General features: G+C 64.1%; 18 protein-coding genes. 8 read left to right on the plus strand and 10 right to left on the minus strand.

What is annotated here, in order from left to right:
• Positions 1 to 122: 122 nt before the first annotated feature.
• Genes ABDB81_RS07035 through ABDB81_RS07055 form a run of 5 tightly spaced genes read right to left on the minus strand, consistent with a single transcriptional unit; the run spans position 123 to position 5346 of the window.
• Complete coding sequence (locus ABDB81_RS07035; RefSeq protein WP_346810482.1) at positions 123 to 1397, minus strand: CaiB/BaiF CoA-transferase family protein; 1275 nt, start codon at positions 1395 to 1397, stop codon at positions 123 to 125.
• 2 nt (positions 1398 to 1399) lie between these two features.
• Positions 1400 to 1807, minus strand: a complete 408-nt coding sequence (locus tag ABDB81_RS07040; RefSeq protein WP_137923403.1) for an OB-fold domain-containing protein — start codon at positions 1805 to 1807, stop codon at positions 1400 to 1402.
• 14 nt (positions 1808 to 1821) lie between these two features.
• Entirely contained in the window at positions 1822 to 2988 is a 1167-nt protein-coding gene (locus ABDB81_RS07045; protein WP_137923402.1) for a thiolase domain-containing protein, read from the minus strand.
• Positions 2989 to 3016: 28 nt separating this feature from the next.
• The gene (locus ABDB81_RS07050) at positions 3017 to 4126 is read right to left on the minus strand and encodes an acyl-CoA dehydrogenase (RefSeq protein WP_346810483.1); all 1110 of its coding nucleotides are present in this window, start codon (positions 4124 to 4126) and stop codon (positions 3017 to 3019) included.
• A gap of 26 nt (positions 4127 to 4152) precedes the next feature.
• Complete coding sequence (locus ABDB81_RS07055; RefSeq protein WP_137923400.1) at positions 4153 to 5346, minus strand: acyl-CoA dehydrogenase family protein; 1194 nt, start codon at positions 5344 to 5346, stop codon at positions 4153 to 4155.
• 229 nt (positions 5347 to 5575) lie between these two features.
• Here ABDB81_RS07055 and ABDB81_RS07060 point away from each other — a divergent pair, with 229 nt between their 5' ends.
• Positions 5576 to 7105, plus strand: a complete 1530-nt coding sequence (locus ABDB81_RS07060) for a class I adenylate-forming enzyme family protein (RefSeq protein WP_137923399.1) — start codon at positions 5576 to 5578, stop codon at positions 7103 to 7105.
• On the plus strand, positions 7102 to 8085 hold the full coding sequence (locus tag ABDB81_RS07065) for a tripartite tricarboxylate transporter substrate binding protein (RefSeq protein WP_160473665.1): 984 nt from the start codon (positions 7102 to 7104) through the stop codon (positions 8083 to 8085). Before ABDB81_RS07060 ends, ABDB81_RS07065 begins: the two co-directional genes overlap by 4 nt.
• Before the next feature lie 167 nt (positions 8086 to 8252).
• On the opposite strand, the gene ABDB81_RS07070 is transcribed toward ABDB81_RS07065, so the two are convergent.
• Positions 8253 to 9041 (minus strand): enoyl-CoA hydratase/isomerase family protein, encoded by a 789-nt coding sequence (locus tag ABDB81_RS07070; RefSeq protein WP_346810484.1) that lies wholly within the window; start codon positions 9039 to 9041, stop codon positions 8253 to 8255.
• A 173-nt stretch (positions 9042 to 9214) separates the two neighbouring features.
• Between ABDB81_RS07070 and ABDB81_RS07075 the strand changes: the two genes are divergently transcribed.
• Complete coding sequence (locus ABDB81_RS07075) at positions 9215 to 10114, plus strand: LysR substrate-binding domain-containing protein (protein ID WP_137927067.1); 900 nt, start codon at positions 9215 to 9217, stop codon at positions 10112 to 10114.
• Between the two features lies 1 nt (position 10115).
• Here ABDB81_RS07075 and ABDB81_RS07080 read toward each other — a convergent pair whose 3' ends face one another.
• From ABDB81_RS07080 to ABDB81_RS07095, 4 genes are all read right to left on the minus strand, one after another.
• Positions 10116 to 11654 carry a class I adenylate-forming enzyme family protein gene (locus tag ABDB81_RS07080; protein WP_346810485.1) on the minus strand — a complete coding sequence of 513 codons (1539 nt, stop codon included), beginning with the start codon at positions 11652 to 11654 and terminating at the stop codon, positions 10116 to 10118.
• Between the two features lie 151 nt (positions 11655 to 11805).
• Positions 11806 to 12768, minus strand: coding sequence for a tripartite tricarboxylate transporter substrate binding protein (locus ABDB81_RS07085; protein ID WP_137927069.1), 963 nt, complete (start codon positions 12766 to 12768; stop codon positions 11806 to 11808).
• Positions 12769 to 12909: 141 nt separating this feature from the next.
• A complete protein-coding gene (locus ABDB81_RS07090; RefSeq protein WP_346810486.1) occupies positions 12910 to 13896 on the minus strand; it encodes a tripartite tricarboxylate transporter substrate binding protein in 987 nt (328 codons plus the stop codon).
• A 22-nt stretch (positions 13897 to 13918) separates the two neighbouring features.
• Positions 13919 to 15097, minus strand: a complete 1179-nt coding sequence (locus tag ABDB81_RS07095) for a CaiB/BaiF CoA-transferase family protein (protein ID WP_346810487.1) — start codon at positions 15095 to 15097, stop codon at positions 13919 to 13921.
• Positions 15098 to 15315: 218 nt separating this feature from the next.
• Here ABDB81_RS07095 and ABDB81_RS07100 point away from each other — a divergent pair, with 218 nt between their 5' ends.
• From ABDB81_RS07100 to ABDB81_RS07120, 5 genes are read left to right on the plus strand one after another with little or no spacing between them, the layout of a single operon-like run.
• Entirely contained in the window at positions 15316 to 16875 is a 1560-nt protein-coding gene (locus tag ABDB81_RS07100) for a long-chain-fatty-acid--CoA ligase (RefSeq protein WP_346810488.1), read from the plus strand.
• A 28-nt stretch (positions 16876 to 16903) separates the two neighbouring features.
• The gene (locus ABDB81_RS07105; protein WP_346810489.1) at positions 16904 to 18088 is read left to right on the plus strand and encodes a lipid-transfer protein; all 1185 of its coding nucleotides are present in this window, start codon (positions 16904 to 16906) and stop codon (positions 18086 to 18088) included.
• Positions 18089 to 18100: 12 nt separating this feature from the next.
• Positions 18101 to 18559 carry a MaoC family dehydratase N-terminal domain-containing protein gene (locus ABDB81_RS07110; protein WP_346810490.1) on the plus strand — a complete coding sequence of 153 codons (459 nt, stop codon included), beginning with the start codon at positions 18101 to 18103 and terminating at the stop codon, positions 18557 to 18559.
• Positions 18556 to 18972, plus strand: coding sequence for a MaoC family dehydratase (locus tag ABDB81_RS07115; protein ID WP_137927075.1), 417 nt, complete (start codon positions 18556 to 18558; stop codon positions 18970 to 18972). Before ABDB81_RS07110 ends, ABDB81_RS07115 begins: the two co-directional genes overlap by 4 nt.
• 35 nt (positions 18973 to 19007) lie before the next feature.
• Positions 19008 to 19832, plus strand: coding sequence for an SDR family NAD(P)-dependent oxidoreductase (locus ABDB81_RS07120; protein WP_160473671.1), 825 nt, complete (start codon positions 19008 to 19010; stop codon positions 19830 to 19832).
• Positions 19833 to 19837 lie beyond the last annotated feature (5 nt).

The following is a 19837-nucleotide window of genomic DNA, read 5'->3' on the forward strand; positions in this document are numbered from 1 at the left end:
GCAAGCGTGTCGTAACTGATCACGCTTTTCGCATAGCGACGGCCGGCCCTCACCCCCAACCCCTCTCCCGCATGGCGGGAGAGGGGAGCAAACAAGCGGCAGTTGTCATGCTTGCGGTTTGTCTACAACACCCCCCTGGCCCTCAACCCCGCCACCGCATCCCCATCCAACCCCAAGCACTCGCGCAGCACCTCATCCGTATGCTGCCCCAGCGCAGGCGGTGCATGCCGCAGCGTTGGCGGTGTGTCGCTCAACCGTAGCGGACTGGCCGTGCTGCACACCCGGTTGACCGGATCAGAAACACCAGACCCCTCAGCGTAGCGAAACTGTTCGACACGCAGCTCACGAGACTGCACATGCTCATCGGCAAACGCCTGGCCGATGTCGTTGATTGGTCCGCACGGCACGGTCGCTGCTTCGAGCAGGTGAATCCATTCGCTCGTGGGCTTCGTCCGCGTGATGTCGCACATCATCGGAATCAACGTGTCGCGATTCGCCACGCGGGCGCTGTTCGTCGTGTAGCGCGCGTCGCGGGCCCAGTCGACATCGGCCACTTCGCAGAAACGCGCGAACTGGCCGTCGTTGCCGATGGCCAGCAGCATGTCGCCATCACGTGTGGGGAAATCCTGATAGGGCACCACGCTTGGATGCACGTTGCCCTGGCGCGTGGGGACGACTCCCGCATTGAGGAATCCGGCACCCTGGTTGGCCAGTACCGCCATCGCTACGTCGAGCAGCGCGATGTCGATGCTTTGCCCGCGCCCGGTGTGGTGCCGAGCCTCGATCGCGCCAAGGATGGCCGTGGTCGCATACATGCCCGTGAACACGTCGATGACGGCCACGCCCACGCGCATCGGCCCCGCGCCGGGCGTGCCATCGGGTTGCCCCGTGATACTCATCAGGCCGCTCATCGCCTGCACGAGCAAGTCGTAGCCCGGGCGCGTCGCGTACGGGCCAGTCTGGCCAAAGCCGGTGACCGAACAGTAGATCAGGCGCGGATTCAGCGCCGAGAGCGTTTCATAGTCGAGTCCATACCGCTTGAGGCTACCCGTCTTGTAGTTCTCGATGACCACATCGCTCTGCGCCGCCAGGTCGCGCACCAGCTTCTGGCCTTCCGGCGTGGCGATGTCCACCGTCACCGAGCGCTTGTTGCGGTTGCACGCAGCAAAGTAGCTCGCCTGATTGGTGGGGCCATCCGCGCCATCGAGGTAGGGAGGCCCCCAGTGGCGCGTGTCGTCACCCGTACCGGGCTTCTCGATCTTGATGACGTCGGCGCCCATGTCGGCCAGGTTCTGCGTGCACCATGGGCCGGCCAGCACGCGAGACAGGTCGAGCACGCGCAGGTGACTGAGCGCGCCGGTCTGCCGCGACGGCGAGGGAAGGTTCGTCGGTGCCATGCCTAAGCCACCGGCGCGAAGACAGGAACTGGTGCGCTGCCTTCTCCGTCGGTTTCGGCAAAGCGCACCTTCACGCGTTGCCCGATCCGCACGCTATCCAGGTCGGTATCGACGATATGCGTCATCATCGTCACGCCTTCGTCCAGACGGACATAGGCGATGCAGAACGGGTTCGGACCCGCGCGGCGTGTGATGCTGAACGAGTAGATCTCGCCGAGGCCGGAGGCGGTCTTCCATTCGGTGTCGCCCATGCAGAACGGACACAGCGTGCGCGGATACCAGTGCGGCTTGCCACAGCCGGTGCAATGGCGCACCAGCAACTTGCCCTCGCGCGCGGCCTGCCAGAAGGCAGTGTTGTCCGGCAGCTCGTCCGGGGCCTTGTATGGCGTGGAAACATAAGGCGTGGTCATGGCTTGCTTTCCTTTTATTCGCGTTCGAGGATCAGGGTGGCGGAGCCATGGCGCGAGCCCATATAGCCGCCCGTGCCCTGCGCCAATGCCAATCCGCAGTTCTTGACCTGTACTGCCGGATGCGCCTCGCCGCGCAACTGGCGCACGGCTTCGATCACCTTTGTGATGCCGCCGCGATTGGCCGGATGGTTGTTGCACAGGCCGCCGCCATCGGTGTTGATGGGCAGCTTGCCCACGCCCGAGATCAGGTTGCCGTCCATCACGAACTTGCCGCCTTCGCCCTTCTTGCAGAAGCCCAGGTCTTCAAGCTGCATCAGCACGGTGATCGTAAAGCTGTCGTAGATCGACGCGTACTGGATGTCAGAAGGCGTCACGCCAGCTTCGGCAAACGCTGCTGCGCCGGAGATTTTTGCAGCAGACCACGACAAGTCCACCTGGCCGCCGAGCAGGCCCTTGACGTGTTCGCCGGCCCCCAGCACCTTGATCTTCGGGCGCTTCAGCGTGGCCGCGATTTCCGGGCGCGCGACGATCAACGCGCCGCCGCCGTCGGACACCACACAGCAGTCGAGTCGATGCAGCGGATCGGAGATCATCGGCGAGTTGACCACATCCTCGACAGTCACCAGCTCGCGCAGCATTGCATTGGGATTGTGCTGCGCATGATGCGATGCGGCCACCTTGATCCACGCGAGTTGCTCGGGCGTGGTGCCGAACTCGTACATGTGCCGCTGCGCAACCATCGCGTACAGGTTGACGGTCACGGGGTTGAACGGGGCTTCGAACGGCTGGTCGGGCAGGTTGGCGCCCCAGTTGCGCGCCTGCGTGCCGCTCGATCCTTCCGAACGGGGCCGGCCAGCGAGCGTGATCAGCGCCACGTTGCACTTGCCGGCGGCGATGGCCTGCGCGGCGTGCGAGACGTGCGCGATATACGACGAGCCACCCATCTCGCTCGAATCCACATGGCGGGCGTTCAGGCCGAGATAGTCGACCATGTTGACCATGCCGAGTCCGGGCGCGTCGCCCGCGCAGAAGTAGCCGTCGACATCGGCCAGCGTCAGGCCAGCGTCTTCCAGCGCGCCGCGTGCGCTTTCGGCGTGCAGTTGCGCCACGGTCTTGTCCGGTGCCTTGCGGGTCGGGTGCTCGTAGGCGCCGACGATGTATGCCTTGCTATTGATGGTCATCGTGTTTCATCCGTTTGCGTGTTCGATATCAGGCGGCCATCGCCTCGGTGTAGCGTTCCATGTGCAGGTCCGTGTCGCCGAGCAGCACGTCCACCATGGCGAGCGCCTTGAAGTAGTCGCCGACCTCCAACTCGTCGGTCATGCCCATGCCGCCATGCAGTTGCACCGCCTGCTGGCCCACATAGCGCGCGGCGCGCGCGGTGATGACCTTTGCAGCCGAGACCTTGCGGCGCCGTTCCGCAATGTCGGTAGCATCGAGTCCCTGCGCGGCCACGTAGGCCATCGACAGCGCCAGTTCCTTCTGCATGACCATCTCGGCCACGCGATGCTGCAGGGACTGGAACGAAGCCAGCGGCTTGCCGAACTGCTTGCGCGCGCCGAGGTATTCGGCGGTGATCTCGATCAGGCGCTCCATCGCACCGGCAGCCGCAGCGCATTGCGCGGCAATGCCGTGGTCGAGGCCCACTTCGAGGGCGTCGAGACCCTGCGTCGTCAGCAGCGTGGCGGGCACGTCCGCGAGCGTCAGGTCGGCGCCGGCAAGGCGGTCCATCGTCGGATAGCTGGTGATGTTCAGGCCCGGTGCATCGCGCTGCACGAGGAACAATGCGAGCACGCCATCGAGCATTGCAGACACGATGTAGATGTTTGCTGCAGCACCGTGCCACACGCCGGATTTTGCACCGTTCAGCACGTAGCCTTCCGTGCCTTGCTTGCGGGCTTGTGCTTGAGCGGTGTCGGTGCGATAGCGTGTGGTGGGTTCGAGATAGGCTACGGCGAACACGTTCTCGCCACTGGCGAGTGGAGGAAAATACGCGGCCTGCATTGCGGCGGGCGCGAACTGCTTGAGGATCGCGGCAGCAATCACGCCGCCGGGAATCACGGGTTCCTGCACCAGCGCGCGGCCCAGCTCGCGCTGTACCACGGCTTGCGTGGCCGGGCCTTCGCCAAAGCCGCCGTATTCGGTGGGGACGCAGAGGCCGAGTACGCCCATCTCGGCCAGTGCGGACCAGATATGTGTGTCGAAGCTGCCGTTCTCGCGCGCATTGCGGCGCCGTGCCTCGAAGGTATATGCCGAGGCGACAAAGCGGCGCAGGCTGTCGGTCAGCATCTGCTGTTCTTCGCTGTAGGTGAAATCCATGTCGTCGTCCTTGCTGAGATGCGCGCTTAGAAACCGATGATCATCTTGGAGATGATGTTTTTCTGTACTTCGGTGGAACCGCCGTAGATCGTGGTCTTGCGCATGTCGAAGTAGGTGGATGCAGCAGGCGGTGCCCAGTCCGGGCCGCTCGATGGATTCGGTGCGCCCGGTTCCAGCCAATCGGGCGAGTAGGGCCAGCCGTTCGGGCCGGCCACTTCCATCTGCAGCATGGCGATATCCTGCTGCAGTTCCGAGCCGCGAATCTTCACCAGCGATGCTTCCGGTCCCGGCGTGCCGGCGGCCTGTGTGGCCACGCGCAACAGCAGCATCTCCAGCGCCAGCAGGTCCATCTCCACACGCGCAATGCGATCGCGCATGCGCGGCTCTTCGATCAGCGGACGGCCACGGCCATCGGTGGCTTCGGACGCGTAGTGCTTCAACTGGCGCAATTCGCGGTAGCAATGGCCGATGCCTGCGATGCCGGTGCGTTCATGGCCGAGCAGGTACTTGGCATAGGTCCAGCCGCGGTTTTCCTCGCCCAGCAGGTTCTCCACGGGCACTTCCACCTCTTCGAACCACGTCTCGTTGACATCGTGGCCGCCGTCGAGCGTCTTGATGGGCCGCACCGTCACGCCGGGCGACTTCATGTCGATCAGCAGCATCGAGATGCCTTCTTGCGCCTTGGCTTCCGGATCGGTGCGCACGAGGCAGAAGATCCAGTCGGCAAAGTGCGCCATCGTGGTCCAGGTTTTCTGGCCATTGACGATGTACTTGTCGCCGCGCCGCACCGCGCTGGTTCGCAGCGACGCCAGGTCCGAACCCGCGCCGGGTTCGGAATAACCCTGACACCAGAACTCATCGACCATGGGGATGCGCGGCAGGAATCGTTCCTTGTGCGCCTGGCTGGCGTACTTCATCAGGACCGGACCGATCATGGTCAGGCCGAACGGCAGCATGCGCGGCGCGCCCGCTTGCAGTGTCTCGATCTCGAAGATCAGGCGTTGCAGCGCGTTCCAGCCGGTGCCGCCCCATTCCTTCGGCCAGGTGGGCGCGCCCCAGCCCTGTGCGTGCAGGATACGGTGCCAGCGTACGTAGTCGTCTTTTTCCACACGGCGGTGGCCAAGCACCTTGTCGCGGATGTCGGCGGGCAGGCTGGCCTGCACGAAGGCACGGACTTCCTGGCGGAAGGATTCTTCTTCTTTGGAAAAACGCAGGTCCATGGGTTGTCTCCTCAATGCCACCGATTCTAGGGGGGTGTCGGTCGCTCTGGTTCAGGTTTGCCGAATCCGGTCTTTATCTATGCGGAATGCGCCGCCAGCCTGCGCCCGCGCGTACTGCAGCGCGGTTTCAGCGAGGCAAAGGCGGGCCTTGCCATTTACGAATGGCGCCCCGACGGCTTTGCGCTCATGCTGCGCGCACCACTTCCCGCATTGCAAAGGACGGCCAGCAGTGACTACGCGAATTCATCACCTGCTCGATTACTGGTTGAACGAGGCACCCGATCAACCGTTCATCCACCTGCCGGATGGCACTCAGGTGACGTTTGCCCAGCTTGGAGCGCTGACCTATGTGGCCGAGGTAGAACTGCGGGCGCTCGATGTCCGCCCCGGTGACCGCGTCATGGTGGTGGCGGAGAACTGTCCCGAGCATGCGGCGCTGATCATGGCGTGCAGCCGCGTGGGCGCATGGTCTTGCGGCGTCAACGCACGCATGGCGCCGGGCGAGATCGATGCCTTTGCGGCGCGCGCCGATGCCCGCGTGGTGTACTTCACCGCATCGGCATCGCAGGCCGCCGCAGCGCACGGGGCACGCTTCGATGCCGTGCCGTCCGCGCTCCCGGGCATGGTGCGCTCGGCGGTGCGCGCGGACGCCGTGACGGAGCCCGAACCGTTGCGCGACGAGGTAGCCGCGCTGATCTTCACCTCGGGCACCACGGGTGAGCCGAAGGGCGTGATGCTGACGCACGACGCGCTGATCCACTTTGCACGCGTGACGCGCGACGCACGGGAGATGCGTCCGGCAGACCGCAGCTACGCGTTCGTGCCGATGACGCATATCTTTGGCCTTGGCACGGTGCTGCTGAGTTCGCTGCTGGCCGGATCGCAGCTTGTCATGCGTCCGCAGTTCGATCCCGAGGATCTGCTCGATGCGCTGGCGCACCACGGCGTGTCGCAACTGCAGGGGCCGCCGACGCTGTTCTCGCGGCTGCTGGCCTATCTGCAACAGCAAGGCATCACGCAACCTGTAGCGCCGTCGCTGCGCTACATCTACACGGGTGCAGGGCCGCTCGACCTCGCGCTGAAGCAACGCGTGGAAGCGATGTTCGGGCTGACGCTGCACCATGGCTATGGACTCTCCGAGTACGCGGGATCGGTCCATGTCACGCGCATCGACGAACGGCGTGCCGATACCAGCGCGGGCTATGCGGTAGCCGAAGCCGAGGTGCAGGTCACCGACGCCACGACTGGCAAGCCGCTGCCGCTGGGCGAGCGCGGAGAACTCTGGCTGCGGGGCAGGGGGCTGATGCCTGGCTATTTCCGCGATCCGGAAGCCACCGCTGCCGTGATGCGCGAAGGCGGCTGGTATGCGAGCGGCGACCTGGGCGAGATGCACGCCGATGGCGCGGTCTTCGTGGTGGGTCGCCTCAAGGAAATGATCATCCGCTCGGGCTTCAACGTGTACCCGGCTGAAGTAGAGACGGCATTGAACACCCATCCAAGCATTCAGCGCTCGGCGGTGGTCGGCACGCCCGAGGGCGACGGCAACGAGGAAATCGTCGCGTTCGTGGAACTGCGTCCTGGCTGCCCGCTGGAACTTGCCGCGCTCAAGGATCATCTGCGCAGCCGGCTGGCCCCTTACAAACGCCCCGCGCGAATCATCGCGCTGGCAGAACTGCCTACCAATAACAACGGCAAGATCCTCAAGCGTGTGCTGCGGGAGCAGGCCGGTTCGATGCAGACCCAAGGAGACAAGGCATGATCATTTCCCCTATGCGCAGGCGGCTCATGGCTGCTGGCGCGCTGGCAGCCGCCACGCATCCGCTATCGGTGCTGGCCAACGACCCGTGGCCGGCCAAGCCGGTGCGGCTGATCGTGCCGTTTCCGCCCGGCGGTCCGGTGGACAGTACCGCGCGCATCTTCAGCCAGCGGCTCGGCGAGATCTGGAAGCAGCCGCTCGTCATCGACAATCGCGCGGGCGCGGGCGGCACGATCGGCGCCACCATCGCATCCAAAGAGGCGCCCGATGGCTACACGCTGTTCCTCGGCTCGATTCACCACGCGGTGAATCCATCGCTGATGGGCAAGCTGCCGTACGACATCGAGAAGGACTTCGCGCCGGTGAGCTTCGCGGCGATGTTCCCGGTGTTCGTGGTCGCGCATCCGTCCGTGCCTGCCAACAACATCAAGGAACTGATTGCGTACGCGAAGCAGCCCGGCCGCACGCTCTCATATGGCTCGTCGGGCAACGGTGGTGGCACGCATCTGGCGGGCGAACTGTTCAACATGGAAGCGGGCACGAAGTTGCAGCACGTGCCCTACAAGGGCAGTGGCCCGGCGATGAATGACCTGCTCGGTGGACAGGTACAGTTGATGTTCAGCGATGCGCCGACTGCGCTGCAACACATCAAGACGGGACGTATCAAGGTATTGGGCGTGGCCAGCCGCAAGCGTTCGGGCATGCTGCCCGATGTGCCGACCGTGGCCGAATCGGGATTGCCGGGTTACGAAGCGTATTCGTGGGCAGCGTTGTTCGCCCCGGCCCAGACGCCCAAAGCCGTGCTCGACAAGATCAATGCGGATTTCAACGTGGCGATGAATGACCCGAGTGTGAAGCAGAAACTGCTGCAGGCGGGGGCTGAGGCTGATGCGGGGACGCAGGAGCAGATGCGCAAGCGGCTCCATGCGGAGATCGAGAAGTGGGGGAAGGTGATCAAGACGGCGGGGATCACGGCGGGGTGATGCCTCGACAATCTCCTGACTGTTTTCTCCCCTCTCCCGCTTCGCGGGAGAGGGGCGGGGGAGAGGGCGGGCGGTTCAAATTTCCACTATCGGCAAGCAGAACCTCCAGCCCTCTCCCCCAACCCCTCTCCCGCTCGCGGGAGAGGGGAGCAACATAATCGGAGAGATTACTCCGTCGCCCACTGAAACAACGGCGCTTCCTTCTCCTTGAACCGCCTCACCGCTTCCTTGTGATACGCGGTGGTAAACGCCACCCCTTGTCCCAGTGATTCCAGCTCCAGCATCGCGCGGAGGTCGCTGTCGAACGACTGGTTCAATGCGCGTTTGGTCAGCGCATACGCCGCAGGCGAAGCACTCGCCAGGCTGCGCGCCATCTGATCTGCACGAGCAAATAACCGCTCCTGTTCCACGATCTCGAATACCACGCCCATCTGTTTGGCTTCTTCCGCGCGAATTTCGCGGGCGCTGAAGACCAGCTCTCGCGCACGCGCCATGCCCACCACGCGCGGCAGCGTATACAACGCGCCGCAATCCGGCACCAGTCCCACCTTCATGAACGGCATGCAAAAGCGCGCACGCGGCGAGGCCACGATGAAATCCGCCAGCAGCGCCAGGCTGAAGCCCGCACCATAGGCCACGCCATCCACAGCGGCCACCACGGGGCGATCCAGGTCGGAAAGCATGGCGATCCAGCCGTGCAGGTCGTCCATGCGGTCGCGGCCTGCGTCGGCGTCGGTGACGTTCATGGCGCGGATATCGCCGCCCGAGCAGAAGTCGGTGCCGGCGCCGCGCAGTACCACCGCACGAATCGAACGGTCGGCGCGGATGCTCTGCACGGCTTCGCGCAGTCCGTCGCGCATCGATGTGTTCAAGGCGTTCTTCTGTTCGGGACGGTTCAGCGTCAGCGTTGCCACGCCGTCCGCAATGTCCACGCGCAACGTCTCCTGCTCTGCCATGTCGGGTCTCCGGAGTTATGGGAATGGCACAGCTTGGCGCATGCACGGCGGTTCGCCTATTCGCGTGTCTGAAAGCCGGTATTCGCCCGCCATGAAGGTCCTCGGTGATTGCGAGGATGGCAAGAATGCGTGCAATCGGGGGATAATCGCCGACTATTCTGGAGACAACGACAATGCGCTTCGATCTGGTCGATCTGAACCTCTTCACGCATATCGCGGAAGCCAGCAGCCTGACCCGCGGTGCAGAACGTTGCCATCTGTCGCTACCCGCTGCCAGCACGCGCATCAAGAACCTGGAAGAACAGGTGGGCGTGAAGTTGCTGAGCCGCAGCAGCCAAGGCGTCAAGGTGACGCCGGCGGGGGAAACGCTTCTGGCGCATGCGCGCCGGGTACTTCGCCAGATCGAGCAGTTGAGTGGCGATCTTCAGGAATACGCTTCAGGCATCAAGGGGCACGTGCGTGTGTTCGCCAATACCACGGCGATGAGCGAGTTCCTGCCCGGCGTGCTGCGCACTTACCTTGTCAACCATCCCGATGTGACGGTCGATATCCGCGAACGGTTGAGTCCCGATATCGTCCGGGCCGTGCAGGAAGGCATGGTGGATATCGGCATTGCGGCCAGCGGCGTGAACATGGATGGGCTGGAGGTGATGCCCTACCGGCTGGACCGCCTGGTGCTGGCCACGGCTCTGAGCCATCCGCTGGCGCAGCGCAAGCGGGTGCGCTTTGTGGAGACGCTCGACTACGACTTCATCGGCCTGCCCGAGGAAAGCGCGATCCACAATTTCCTGAAGCGCGCCGCCGCCGATCTGCAGCGCACGCTGCACTGGCGTATCCAGGTCAGCAACTTCGAGACGGCAGGGCGGATGATCGAGGCGAATGTGGGGATCGGCGTGCTGCCCGAGAGCACAGCCCGGCGTCACGCCAAGACCATGGCGCTCAACATCGTGCAGATCGAAGATGACTGGGCCGAGCGCAAGCTGCAGATCTGCGTGGCGGATCGCGAGGCGTTGCCCGTCTTCGCGCGCAAGCTGGTAGATCTGCTTGTGGAAGACGGCAACACGGGTACTTGAATCAGACCAGTTCCGCCATCATCCCGCGCAACTGGTGCTTGTGCAGCTTGCCGCTGGCCGTAGTCGGTATCGCCGCCACGCGCACGATGCGCGCCGGCCGCTTGTAGGGAGAAAGACGCTCGGCCAGGTAGCTGTGCAGTGTGTCCGCATCGAATGTCTCGCCTTCGCGAATCTCCACGAACGCCACGATTTCCTCGTTGCCGTCCTCTGCGGGATGCCCCACCACGGCGGAAATCCTCACCGTCGGATGGGTATTGATCACGGATTCGACTTCGATCGGATACACGCTGAAACCCGAGCGGATGATCAGGTCGCGCGTACGACCCACGATGAACAGCGCACCGTCGGGGCCGAGCCGTCCGATATCGCCGGTATTGAGCCAGCCATCGGGACGCAATGCCTCGGCAGTCTGCTCCGGCGCGCGGTAGTAACCGCGCATCACGCCGGGGCCCTTTACCCATAGCTCGCCGGGCGTGCCGGGAGGAACGGGATTGCCGTCGGATGTCACCACGCGCAGTGCGGCGCCTTCGACAATCTCGCCTGCTGCACAGTCATCGCGCGGACGGTCGGGGCGTGTGATGAACAGCGATCCCGCGTATTCGGTCATGCCATAGCCATGATGCAGCGGTTGCCCGAACACGGCTTCCACGTTGCGCTTCAACGCAGGTTCCAGGGGACCGCCCCCCGTGTACAGGTAACGCAGGCGCGGCGCACGCAGCGTTGGCGTCCCTTGTCTGGCGAGATGTGCCAGGATGCGGCTGAACATCGCCGGCACGCCCTGCAGGATCGAGATGGCACCGCGCTGCAGTGCGGCACAGGCATCGTTGACGTTGAAGCGTGCAACCAGATACAGACTGCCGCCGCCTTGCAACGTGGCGAGCAGCAGCGTGGCGAGGCCGAAGATATGGGACATCGGCATCACGGCATAGGCGCAGTCGCCGGGCCCGATGCCACGGCTTTCGACCGTCACACGGGCGTAGTGCAGCAGGCCGCGATGCGTGACCATCACGCCCTTGGGCTGTCCGGTGGTGCCGGAGGTATAGATCAGCGCGGCCACGTCGCGCGCGAGGGCTTCCGGCTCCGGTTCACTATGCTGGTCCACATCGGCCCCCATCAACGGACCCAGGCCGGGCGGCGTGATCTCGCGGGCACGGTACAGCAAGCCGTGCCGCAGCGCGTCAGGTGATGCGGCCAGTGTGAACAGCATCAGCCGGGGCCGGCAATGTGTGCGGATTTCCTCGATCTCGCGCGGCGTCAGGCGTGCATTGGTGACCACGGGCCAGGCGCCGAGTTCGGATAGTGCAAAGACCAGCGTGATCAGCGCGAGGCAGTTTTCGCCGATGATCATCACGCGGTCGCCCGTGCCCACGCCTTGTGCAGCCAGGTATTCGCGAGCCAGGCCAATGCTTTCCCAGAGCTGTCCGAACGTGACGGTGCGCTCGCCCTCCTGCACGGCAATGGCGTCCGGCGCGCGGCTGGCCCAGTGACGGGGAATGTCGCTGATCCGGGTGTTGATGTCGGCGGCGGGTTCCTGCGGCATGTCGCTGAATTCCTCTATGGAAAAGGGGGCCGGACACTATCCGGCACGTCCGCAGTGTAGAGGCGGTGCTGGGGTGCGGCAATTCGTCATCGGGAAAGCACGCCTTCACCGCCGCCGAACTGCCAGGCAACGCCAGCCGCTCGTTTATCGCTTATTCCACTTCGATATTGGCCGTCTTGACCACGTTGCCCCAGAGCGCCAGTTCCTTCTTGATGCGGTTCTGTAGCGGCGCCGGGCCGGTCACGTTCAGGTCGTAGCCCACCTCGGTCATGCGGCTGCGGAAGGCGGGGTCTTCGCCCACGGTCTGCTGCGCCTTGACGAGCTGGTTGGTGATATCGGCAGGCATTCCCGGCGGCCCGACCAGGCCATACCAGCCGGTCAGGTCGTATTGCTTGAGGCCGGATTCCACAAGCGTGGGCACGCTGGGCAAGGCGGGGTTGCGTGTCTTCGACGTGACCGCCAGTGCGCGGACCTTGCCGCCCTGGATATGGCCGATGGCCGTGCCAGTGATGTCGAACATGAACGTCACCTTGCCGCTCATGACATCGGCCATGGCCGGCGAATTGCCCTTGTATGGCACATGCAGCATCTTCACGCCGGTCATCTGCGCGAGCAGTTCGGCGGACAAATGGTTCGATGCCCCCACGCCAGCCGAGCCGAAGCTCACGTCGCCGGGATGCTTGCGCGCGTACGACACCAGTTCCTCGACGTTCTTTGCGGGGAAATCCTTGTTGATCAGCAGGACGTTGGTGTAGTCCGTGATGAGCCCGACGTAGGTGAAGTCCTTCTCGGGCTTGAAGCTGACCGATTTCTGGATCAGCGGCGTCATCGTCATCGTGGGGCTGGCCACGAAGTAGAGCGTGTATCCGTCAGGCTTGGCGCCGACCGTCATGCCTGCGGCAATCGCACCGCTAGCGCCCGCGCGGTTGTCCACAACCACCGGCTGCTTCAGCACGCGGCCCATTTCGGCGGCGTAGATGCGCGCGGCGGTGTCCACCGGGCCGCCCGGCGCGTAGCCCACCAGCAGCCGGATGGGCCGCGAGGGATAGGTTTCGGCTACGGCTGCACCGTGAGCCAGCGCCAGCAGCACGCCGGCGAGCATGATTCGCACCATGATTGTCTCCTCCTGTTCTTGTCAGGTTTTTGTCGGAGACCACTGTGCGTCACGTCCGCCAGTCAGGCAATTTGCATTTGTTTAAGGTGGGCTTCGAGGATGCAATACCTGCTGCATCCTCCCCCCCTTCAATCCATCTGCTCAGTCCAGTTGAATACGCGCCGTGCGGACGATTTCCGCCCATTTCGGCGTGTCGTTGCTGACCACGCTGGCCAGTTCGGTTGGCGTCGATGCCACAGGCTGCAGTCCCATGGCGCTCAGGCGCTGCGAGATTTCCGGACGTTTGGCAATGCGTGCCACTTCGGCGGCCAGGCGGTCCGCAACGTCGCGCGGCGTGCCAGCGGGCAGGAAAAACCCGAACCAGCCGTTGGGCTCGAAACCAGTCAATCCGGCTTCCGCAAAGGTCGGCACGGCTGGCAACGCGGTATGGCGCTGCGTACCCGTGATCCCGAGCACGCGGAACTTTCCGCTTTGGAGGTACGCATTGGCCGAGGTGACGTCGACAAATGCGGAATCGACCTGTCCGCCCAATACATCGCTGACCAGTGGCGCGGCGCCCTTGTACGGCACATGGACGAGATCGATCCCCGCGCGAATCTTGAACTGCTCGCCATGCAGGTGCGACGAGGTGCCATTGCCATACGAGCCGTAGCTCAACTTGCCGGGGCTGGCCTTGGCCAGTGCGATGAATTCCGCGAGCGTGCGCGCCGGCACACGATTCGGCACGACGAAAAGATCCGACGACCGCGCGACCAGCGAGACCGGCATGAAGTCGCGTTCCACGTTGTACGGCATCTTTCGGTAGAGGCTGGGCGACTGGATCATGGCGGTGATGGCCAGCAGCATCGTGTACCCATCGGGCGTGGCCTTCGCCACGATGTCGTTGCCGAGAATGCCACTGGCGCCGGGCTTGTTGTCCACTACGACCGGTTGCTGCCACGCCTGCGACAACTGCTGGCCGATCAACCGCGCGATGGTGTCTGCGCCGCCGCCTGCCGGATAGGGCACGACGAGCCGCAGTGGCTTGTTCGGATAGGCAGTGTCGGCGCTTGCATGCCAACTTGCGAACGCCATGCCGCCGCCGATGGCTGCTGCCTGGCCGAGCCAGCGTCTCCGTTCATGATCCATGTCTGTCTCCTTGTGATAGGTGTCAGGCTTCCGTCAGCGTTGTGACGCCTGCGTCGGCAAGTTTCTGCACCTGCGTGTCGTCGTAGCCAAGCGAAGCGAGGATGTCGCGGCTCTGCTGGCCGAGTGCTTCCCCTGTGTGCCGGTACTGGGGCGGTGTGGCGGAATAGCGCACCGGATGGGCGATCTGCGGCAACGAGCCCGCCATGCCAGCCACCGGCACATCAACCACCAGTCCGCGCGCGCGCATGTGCGGATGCGTGGCCGCTTCTTCCAGCGTCAGCACGGGTTCCACGCAGCAGTCCACCTTGGCGAAGACTTCGCACCACTCCGCGAATGTGCGCGTCACAAAGGCCGCGCTGATCTGCTGCTTCAGTGCGGTCATATCCGTGACGGCCAGCGTTACCCACTCGGGATGGCCCATCGCGCTGCAGAACGCTTGCAGGAACTGCGGCTCCAGGCTGCCGACCGAAAAGTGCCTGCCGTCGGATGTCGCGTAGTAGTCATAGAAGCTGCCACCGTTGAGCCGCTCCGATTCCGGACGTGGCGCGCGCGCACCAGCAAGATAGGCGGCACCGGACAGCGCATTCAGGCTGAACGCGGCATCGGTCATGCTGACGTCGATGGCTTGGCCAGCGCCAGTGCGATAGCGATGTGCGACGGCAGCAAGAATGGCCAGCGCGGCATGCAGGCTGCCACCCGCGATATCCGCGACCTGGATGCCGAGCGGTGCCGGCGCCCCGCGTCCGTTGTAGCTGGCGATGCCGGCGATCGACAGATAGTTGTTGTCGTGGCCGGCACGGTCGCGATACGGGCCGTCCTGGCCATAGCCGGTGATCGAGCAATAGATCAGTGCGGGGTTGAGCTCGCGGAGTTGTTCGTATCCAAGGCCGAGCCGTGCCATGACACCGGGGCGGAACTGCTCCACCACGATGTCGTGCGTCGCAATCAGCTTCCTGACGATGTCGATCGATTCGGGTTGCTTGAGGTCCAGCGCCAGCGACCGCTTGTTGCGGTTGATCCACGCATGCGCCGCCGAGACCCCATGGCGTTGCGGTGACAGGCGCCTGACCGGATCTGGCCGGTTCGGCGCTTCGATGCGAATTACGTCCGCGCCCAGGTCGGCCAGCGCCAGGGTGGCGAAGGGCCCTGGCAGCAACGTGGAAAAGTCGAGGATCTTCAGTCCAGCCAGCGGTCCGCTCATGCTCGTAGGGGAAAGAGTGGGGATGCCGCCGATTCTTCCATCGCGTCCGGGCACTGTCGTGGTCCGTTCGGACCAATCGCACTGCAACATGCAAATTGGTTCCTTTGGCGCACGACACGGCGCGCGCGGCTCCGTAGAGTCTGGTTCCAGAAGGCGGCCCAACATGGCGGCCCCCATATGCAAGGGCTGACGCTTGCATCACATGAAGGAGACGAGGAATGTATCTGACGCAAGGGCTGCATCGTTGCATGCAGCAGACGCCGGACAGCCGCGCCACCGTGTTTCGCGGCCGGACCCGCACGTTCCGGGAACTGCATGGACGCGTGGCGCGACTCGCTGGCGCGCTGCAGGCAATCGGTATGGCGCCGGGCGACCGGGTCAGCATGCTGGCGCTGAATTCGGATCGCTATATCGAATACATGCTAGGGGTCTGGTGGGGCGGCGGCGTGCTGAATCCGGTGAACATTCGCTGGAGCGTGCCCGAAATCGTCTATTCGCTCGACGACTGCGACACCGGCATCCTGATCGTGGACGATCAGTTCCTGCCGATGGTGCCCGGCATCCTTGCGGCCGCAAAGCGGTCGCCGCATGTGATTTATGCGGGTGAAGGGCGTGCACCCGATGGCATGCTCGATTACGAGGCCATGATCGATGCGGCCACGCCAGTGGCGGACATGTTCCGTGGCGGTCAGGATCTGGCATCGATCATGTACACGGGTGGCACCACGGGCAAGCCCAAGGGCGTGATGCAGACGCATCTGAACCTGTGGGCATCGGCGGTCTCGCGCATGGCCGAGTATCGCGAAGGACAGCGCACGTTCGTATCGCTGCATGTGGCGCCGCTATTCCATACCGCTGCGATGGCGCGCGCCGTCGGCCATATCGTGGCAGGCGACACGCAGGTGATCGAACCGGGCTTCGTGCCCGCCGATGTGCTCAAGACCGTGGCGCGCGAGCAGATCGAAGAACTGCTGCTGGTGCCGACGATGCTGCAGGCACTGCTGGCGGACCCCACGTTTGGCCAGCATGACCTGTCGAGCCTGCAGCGCATCTACTACGGCGCGTCACCCATTTCCGCGGGCCTGCTGGATCGCGCGCTGGCAGCGCTGCCCGACATCGATTTCTTCCATGCGTATGGCATGACGGAAGCCTCGCCGCTCATCACGGTCAATCCGCCGGCGAATCACAGCCACGAGGCACGTGCCAGCGGTCTGTACCGCTCGGCAGGCCGCGCGAGCCTGGGCGTGACCATGCGCATCGTCGATCCGGATGGCAATGAAGTGCCGCGCAACACTGTGGGCGAGATCGTGGTGCTAGGCGCCAATATCACCAGCGGCTACTGGAACCGGCCCAAGGAAACCGCCGAAGCCTTGCGCAACGGCTGGCTGCATACCGGCGATGGTGGTTACATGGACGACGACGGCTATCTGTTCATCGTCGACCGGCTCAAGGACATGATTGTCACGGGAGGCGAGAACGTCTACTCGGCCGAAGTCGAGAGCGTGCTGTCGCTGCATCCCGAGGTGGCGACGTGCGCGGTCATCGGTATCCCCGATACGAACTGGGGCGAGGCGGTGCATGCCGTGGTGGTGCCGCATGCAGGCAAGACGCCATCCGAGACTTCGCTGCGCGAGCACTGCCGTGCGGCACTCGCCAACTACAAGTGCCCCAAGAGCTTTGAATTCCGCACGGAAATGCCGCTGTCGGCGGCGGGCAAGATCCTGAAACGCGACCTGCGCGACCAACACTGGCAGGGCCAGGCGCGCCAGGTGAGCTGATTCCCTTCCATTGATCGAGGACACGAACATGAGCAGAAGCGTATTGGTTGCCGGTGTCGGCATGATTCCGTTCACCAAGGCGGGAGCCAGCGAGGATTATCCGGTCATGGGCGCCAACGCCGCGCGGGCTGCACTGGCCGACGCCGGTGTGGACTACGCGCTGGTGGAGCAGGCGTATGTGGGTTACGTCTACGGCGACTCCACGGCAGGGCAAGCGGCCATCTATGGCGTGGGCCTGACCGGCATTCCCGTCATCAACGTCAACAACAACTGCGCCACGGGATCGACGGCGTTGTTCCTGGCACGGCAGGCGGTAGCCAGCGGCGCGGTGGAGTGTGCCATTGCAGTGGGCTTCGAACAGATGGTGCCCGGCGCGCTGAAAGGTGCGTACACGGATCGCCCTGCACCGATGGCGCGTTTTGTCGACGTGATGCGCGACATCCAGGGCATCGACGAAGCCGCGCCGCGTGCCGCGCAATTCTTCGGCGGCGCCGCACGCGATTATCTGAAGGAATACGACATCCGTCCGGATACGTTTGGCCGCATCTCGGTCAAGGCACGACAACACGCGGCGCGCAATCCGTTTGCGGTGTTCCGCAATACGGTGTCGCTGGAGGAAGTCATGGCATCGCCCACGGTGTTCGATCCGCTGACGCGCTTGCAGTGCTGCCCGCCCACCTGCGGTGCGGCGGCTGCGATACTGTGCTCCGAAGCGTTCGCGAAGAAATATGGACTCGATACGCGCGTTGCCATCCGTGCGCAATCCATGACTACGGATCGCAACAGCACCTTCGATGAAGGCGATATGCGCAAGGTGGTGGGCTACGACATGACGCATGCCGCCGCGCAGGCCGTGTACGAGGCCGCTGGCGTGGGACCGGAGGATATCGGCGTGGTGGAGCTGCACGACTGCTTCACCGCCAACGAGTTGATTACGTACGAAGCATTGGGTCTCACGCCGGAAGGCACTGCCGAGAAGTTCATCATCGACGGCGACAACACCTACGGCGGACGCGTGGTGACGAATCCGTCTGGCGGCCTGCTGTCGAAGGGCCATCCGTTGGGTGCCACCGGGCTCGCGCAATGTGCGGAGCTGGTGTGGCAACTGCGCGGGCAGGCCCAGGACCGTCAGGTGCCGGGCGTGCGCATGGCGCTGCAACACAACCTCGGACTCGGCGGCGCCTGCGTGGTGACGCTGTACGAGCGCCAGTAAGCGGAGGTGCCCATGCTCGATACCCGACACATCGGCACGGTGCTGTCCCGGCATAGCGCGGAAGTGGAGGCAGGCCGCCTGCGCTTCTTCGCCAAGGCCACGGGACAGACCGATGCGCGCTATACCGACAAGGCTGCCGCCACGGCTGCGGGATATCCCGCGCTGCCCGTGCCACCGACTTTCCTGTTCTGCCTGGAGATGGAGGCGCCGAACCCGCGCGCCACGATCGACCTCCTGGGCATCGATATCGGCAGCATCCTGCACGGCGAGCAGAGCTTTCAATATCACCGCATGGCGTTCGCTGGGGAGCGTCTGCATTTCGAGGTGCGCATTGCGGACATCTACGAGAAGAAGGGCGGCGCGCTGGGCTTTGTGGTGCGCGAGACCAAGGTGACCGATGGCGATGGCGGTGCAGTAGCCGATCTGCGCAGCGTAATCGTGGTACGTGGCAAGGCCAGGGAGGGCAAATGAGCGCAGTTCGATTCGATCAATTGGAAGTTGGCAGCAAGCTGCCCGCCTTCGATGCCGAGCCGTTGAGCCGGCTCACGCTGGCGCTCTATGCGGGTGCCTCGGGTGACCACAATCCGATTCACGTCGATCTGGACTTTGCGAAACGTGCGGGCATGCCCGACGTGTTCGCGCACGGCATGTTGTCGATGGCCTACCTGGGGCGCTTGCTGACCAACTGGGTGCCGCAGGAAGCGATTCGCGAGTTCTCGGTGCGCTTTGCAGCCATCACGCATGTGGGCGATGTGGTGTCGTGCAGCGGCGTGGTGACGGAGAAAGATGCAGCGGCGGGGACGGTGCGCATTGCACTGTCCACGTGCAATCAGCAGGGCGAAATCAAACTGGCTGGCGAGGCGCTGATTGCGCCCGCCGCCTGAACCACACACTCGAACAAGACAGAGGGAGACACGCAATGAGCAAGCTGAATGGCAAGGTAGCGATCGTATCGGGATCGGGCCGCGGTATCGGCCGTGAAATCGCACTGAAGCTGGCGAGCGAGGGCGCCGCCGTGGTGGTCAACGACCTCGACGCGGAACCGGCGAATGCCGTAGTGAAGGAGATCCAGGCAGCAGGTGGCCGTGCCGTAGCCTGCACGGGTAGCGTGACCGATGCCGATTTCGGCCAGCGCTTTGTGCAGACCGCGCTGCAGGAGTTCGGCGGACTCGACATCATCATCAACAACGCGGGCTACACCTGGGACAACGTGATCCAGAAGATGTCCGATGAACAATGGTCGACGATCATGGACGTGCACGTGACCGCGCCGTTCCGCATCCTGCGTGCCGCTGCCGATCATTTCCGTGAAACCGCCAAGGCAGATGCCGCTGCGGGACAGGAAATTTTCCGCAAGGTGGTCAATATCTCGTCGGTATCGGGTGTGATGGGCAATGCGGGCCAAGCCAACTACTCGGCCGCCAAGGCGGCGATCAACGGCCTGACGCGTGCGCTGGCCAAGGAGTGGGGTCGCTACAAGGTCAACGTCAACAGCGTGGCATTCGGGCTGATCAAGACGCGCCTGACCGAAGCCGTAGCTGGGGACAGTGCCACCATCGACATCGCGGGCCGCGAGATCAAGGTGGGGGTCAACGCGCAGTTGATGAAGAACGTGGAAGCCATGATTCCGGTGGGTCGTGGTGGTACGCCGACAGAAGCGGCTGGCGCGGTGTACCTAATGTGCATTCCAGAGTCGAACTACATCAGCGGGCAAGTGCTGGTGGTAGGCGGCGGCCGTCCCTGATTGAC

The sequence above is a fragment of the Cupriavidus sp. DL-D2 genome (genome assembly GCF_039710735.1).
Classification (GTDB): domain Bacteria; phylum Pseudomonadota; class Gammaproteobacteria; order Burkholderiales; family Burkholderiaceae; genus Cupriavidus.

Bases quoted from the DNA above. Each gene is read 5' to 3' on its own strand.
- ABDB81_RS07035 (WP_346810482.1), bottom strand. From the start codon at position 1,397: ATGGCACCGACGAACCTTCCCTCGCCGTCGCGGCAGACCGGCGCGCTC.
- ABDB81_RS07110 (WP_346810490.1), top strand. From the start codon at position 18,101: ATGCTCGATACCCGACACATCGGCACGGTGCTGTCCCGGCATAGCGCG.
- ABDB81_RS07090 (WP_346810486.1), bottom strand. From the start codon at position 13,896: ATGGATCATGAACGGAGACGCTGGCTCGGCCAGGCAGCAGCCATCGGC.
- ABDB81_RS07070 (WP_346810484.1), bottom strand. From the start codon at position 9,041: ATGGCAGAGCAGGAGACGTTGCGCGTGGACATTGCGGACGGCGTGGCA.
- ABDB81_RS07040 (WP_137923403.1), bottom strand. From the start codon at position 1,807: ATGACCACGCCTTATGTTTCCACGCCATACAAGGCCCCGGACGAGCTG.
- ABDB81_RS07115 (WP_137927075.1), top strand. From the start codon at position 18,556: ATGAGCGCAGTTCGATTCGATCAATTGGAAGTTGGCAGCAAGCTGCCC.
- ABDB81_RS07085 (WP_137927069.1), bottom strand. From the start codon at position 12,768: ATGGTGCGAATCATGCTCGCCGGCGTGCTGCTGGCGCTGGCTCACGGT.
- ABDB81_RS07045 (WP_137923402.1), bottom strand. From the start codon at position 2,988: ATGACCATCAATAGCAAGGCATACATCGTCGGCGCCTACGAGCACCCG.
- ABDB81_RS07100 (WP_346810488.1), top strand. From the start codon at position 15,316: ATGTATCTGACGCAAGGGCTGCATCGTTGCATGCAGCAGACGCCGGAC.
- ABDB81_RS07095 (WP_346810487.1), bottom strand. From the start codon at position 15,097: ATGAGCGGACCGCTGGCTGGACTGAAGATCCTCGACTTTTCCACGTTG.
- ABDB81_RS07120 (WP_160473671.1), top strand. From the start codon at position 19,008: ATGAGCAAGCTGAATGGCAAGGTAGCGATCGTATCGGGATCGGGCCGC.
- ABDB81_RS07065 (WP_160473665.1), top strand. From the start codon at position 7,102: ATGATCATTTCCCCTATGCGCAGGCGGCTCATGGCTGCTGGCGCGCTG.
- ABDB81_RS07050 (WP_346810483.1), bottom strand. From the start codon at position 4,126: ATGGATTTCACCTACAGCGAAGAACAGCAGATGCTGACCGACAGCCTG.
- ABDB81_RS07055 (WP_137923400.1), bottom strand. From the start codon at position 5,346: ATGGACCTGCGTTTTTCCAAAGAAGAAGAATCCTTCCGCCAGGAAGTC.
- ABDB81_RS07080 (WP_346810485.1), bottom strand. From the start codon at position 11,654: ATGCCGCAGGAACCCGCCGCCGACATCAACACCCGGATCAGCGACATT.
- ABDB81_RS07075 (WP_137927067.1), top strand. From the start codon at position 9,215: ATGCGCTTCGATCTGGTCGATCTGAACCTCTTCACGCATATCGCGGAA.
- ABDB81_RS07105 (WP_346810489.1), top strand. From the start codon at position 16,904: ATGAGCAGAAGCGTATTGGTTGCCGGTGTCGGCATGATTCCGTTCACC.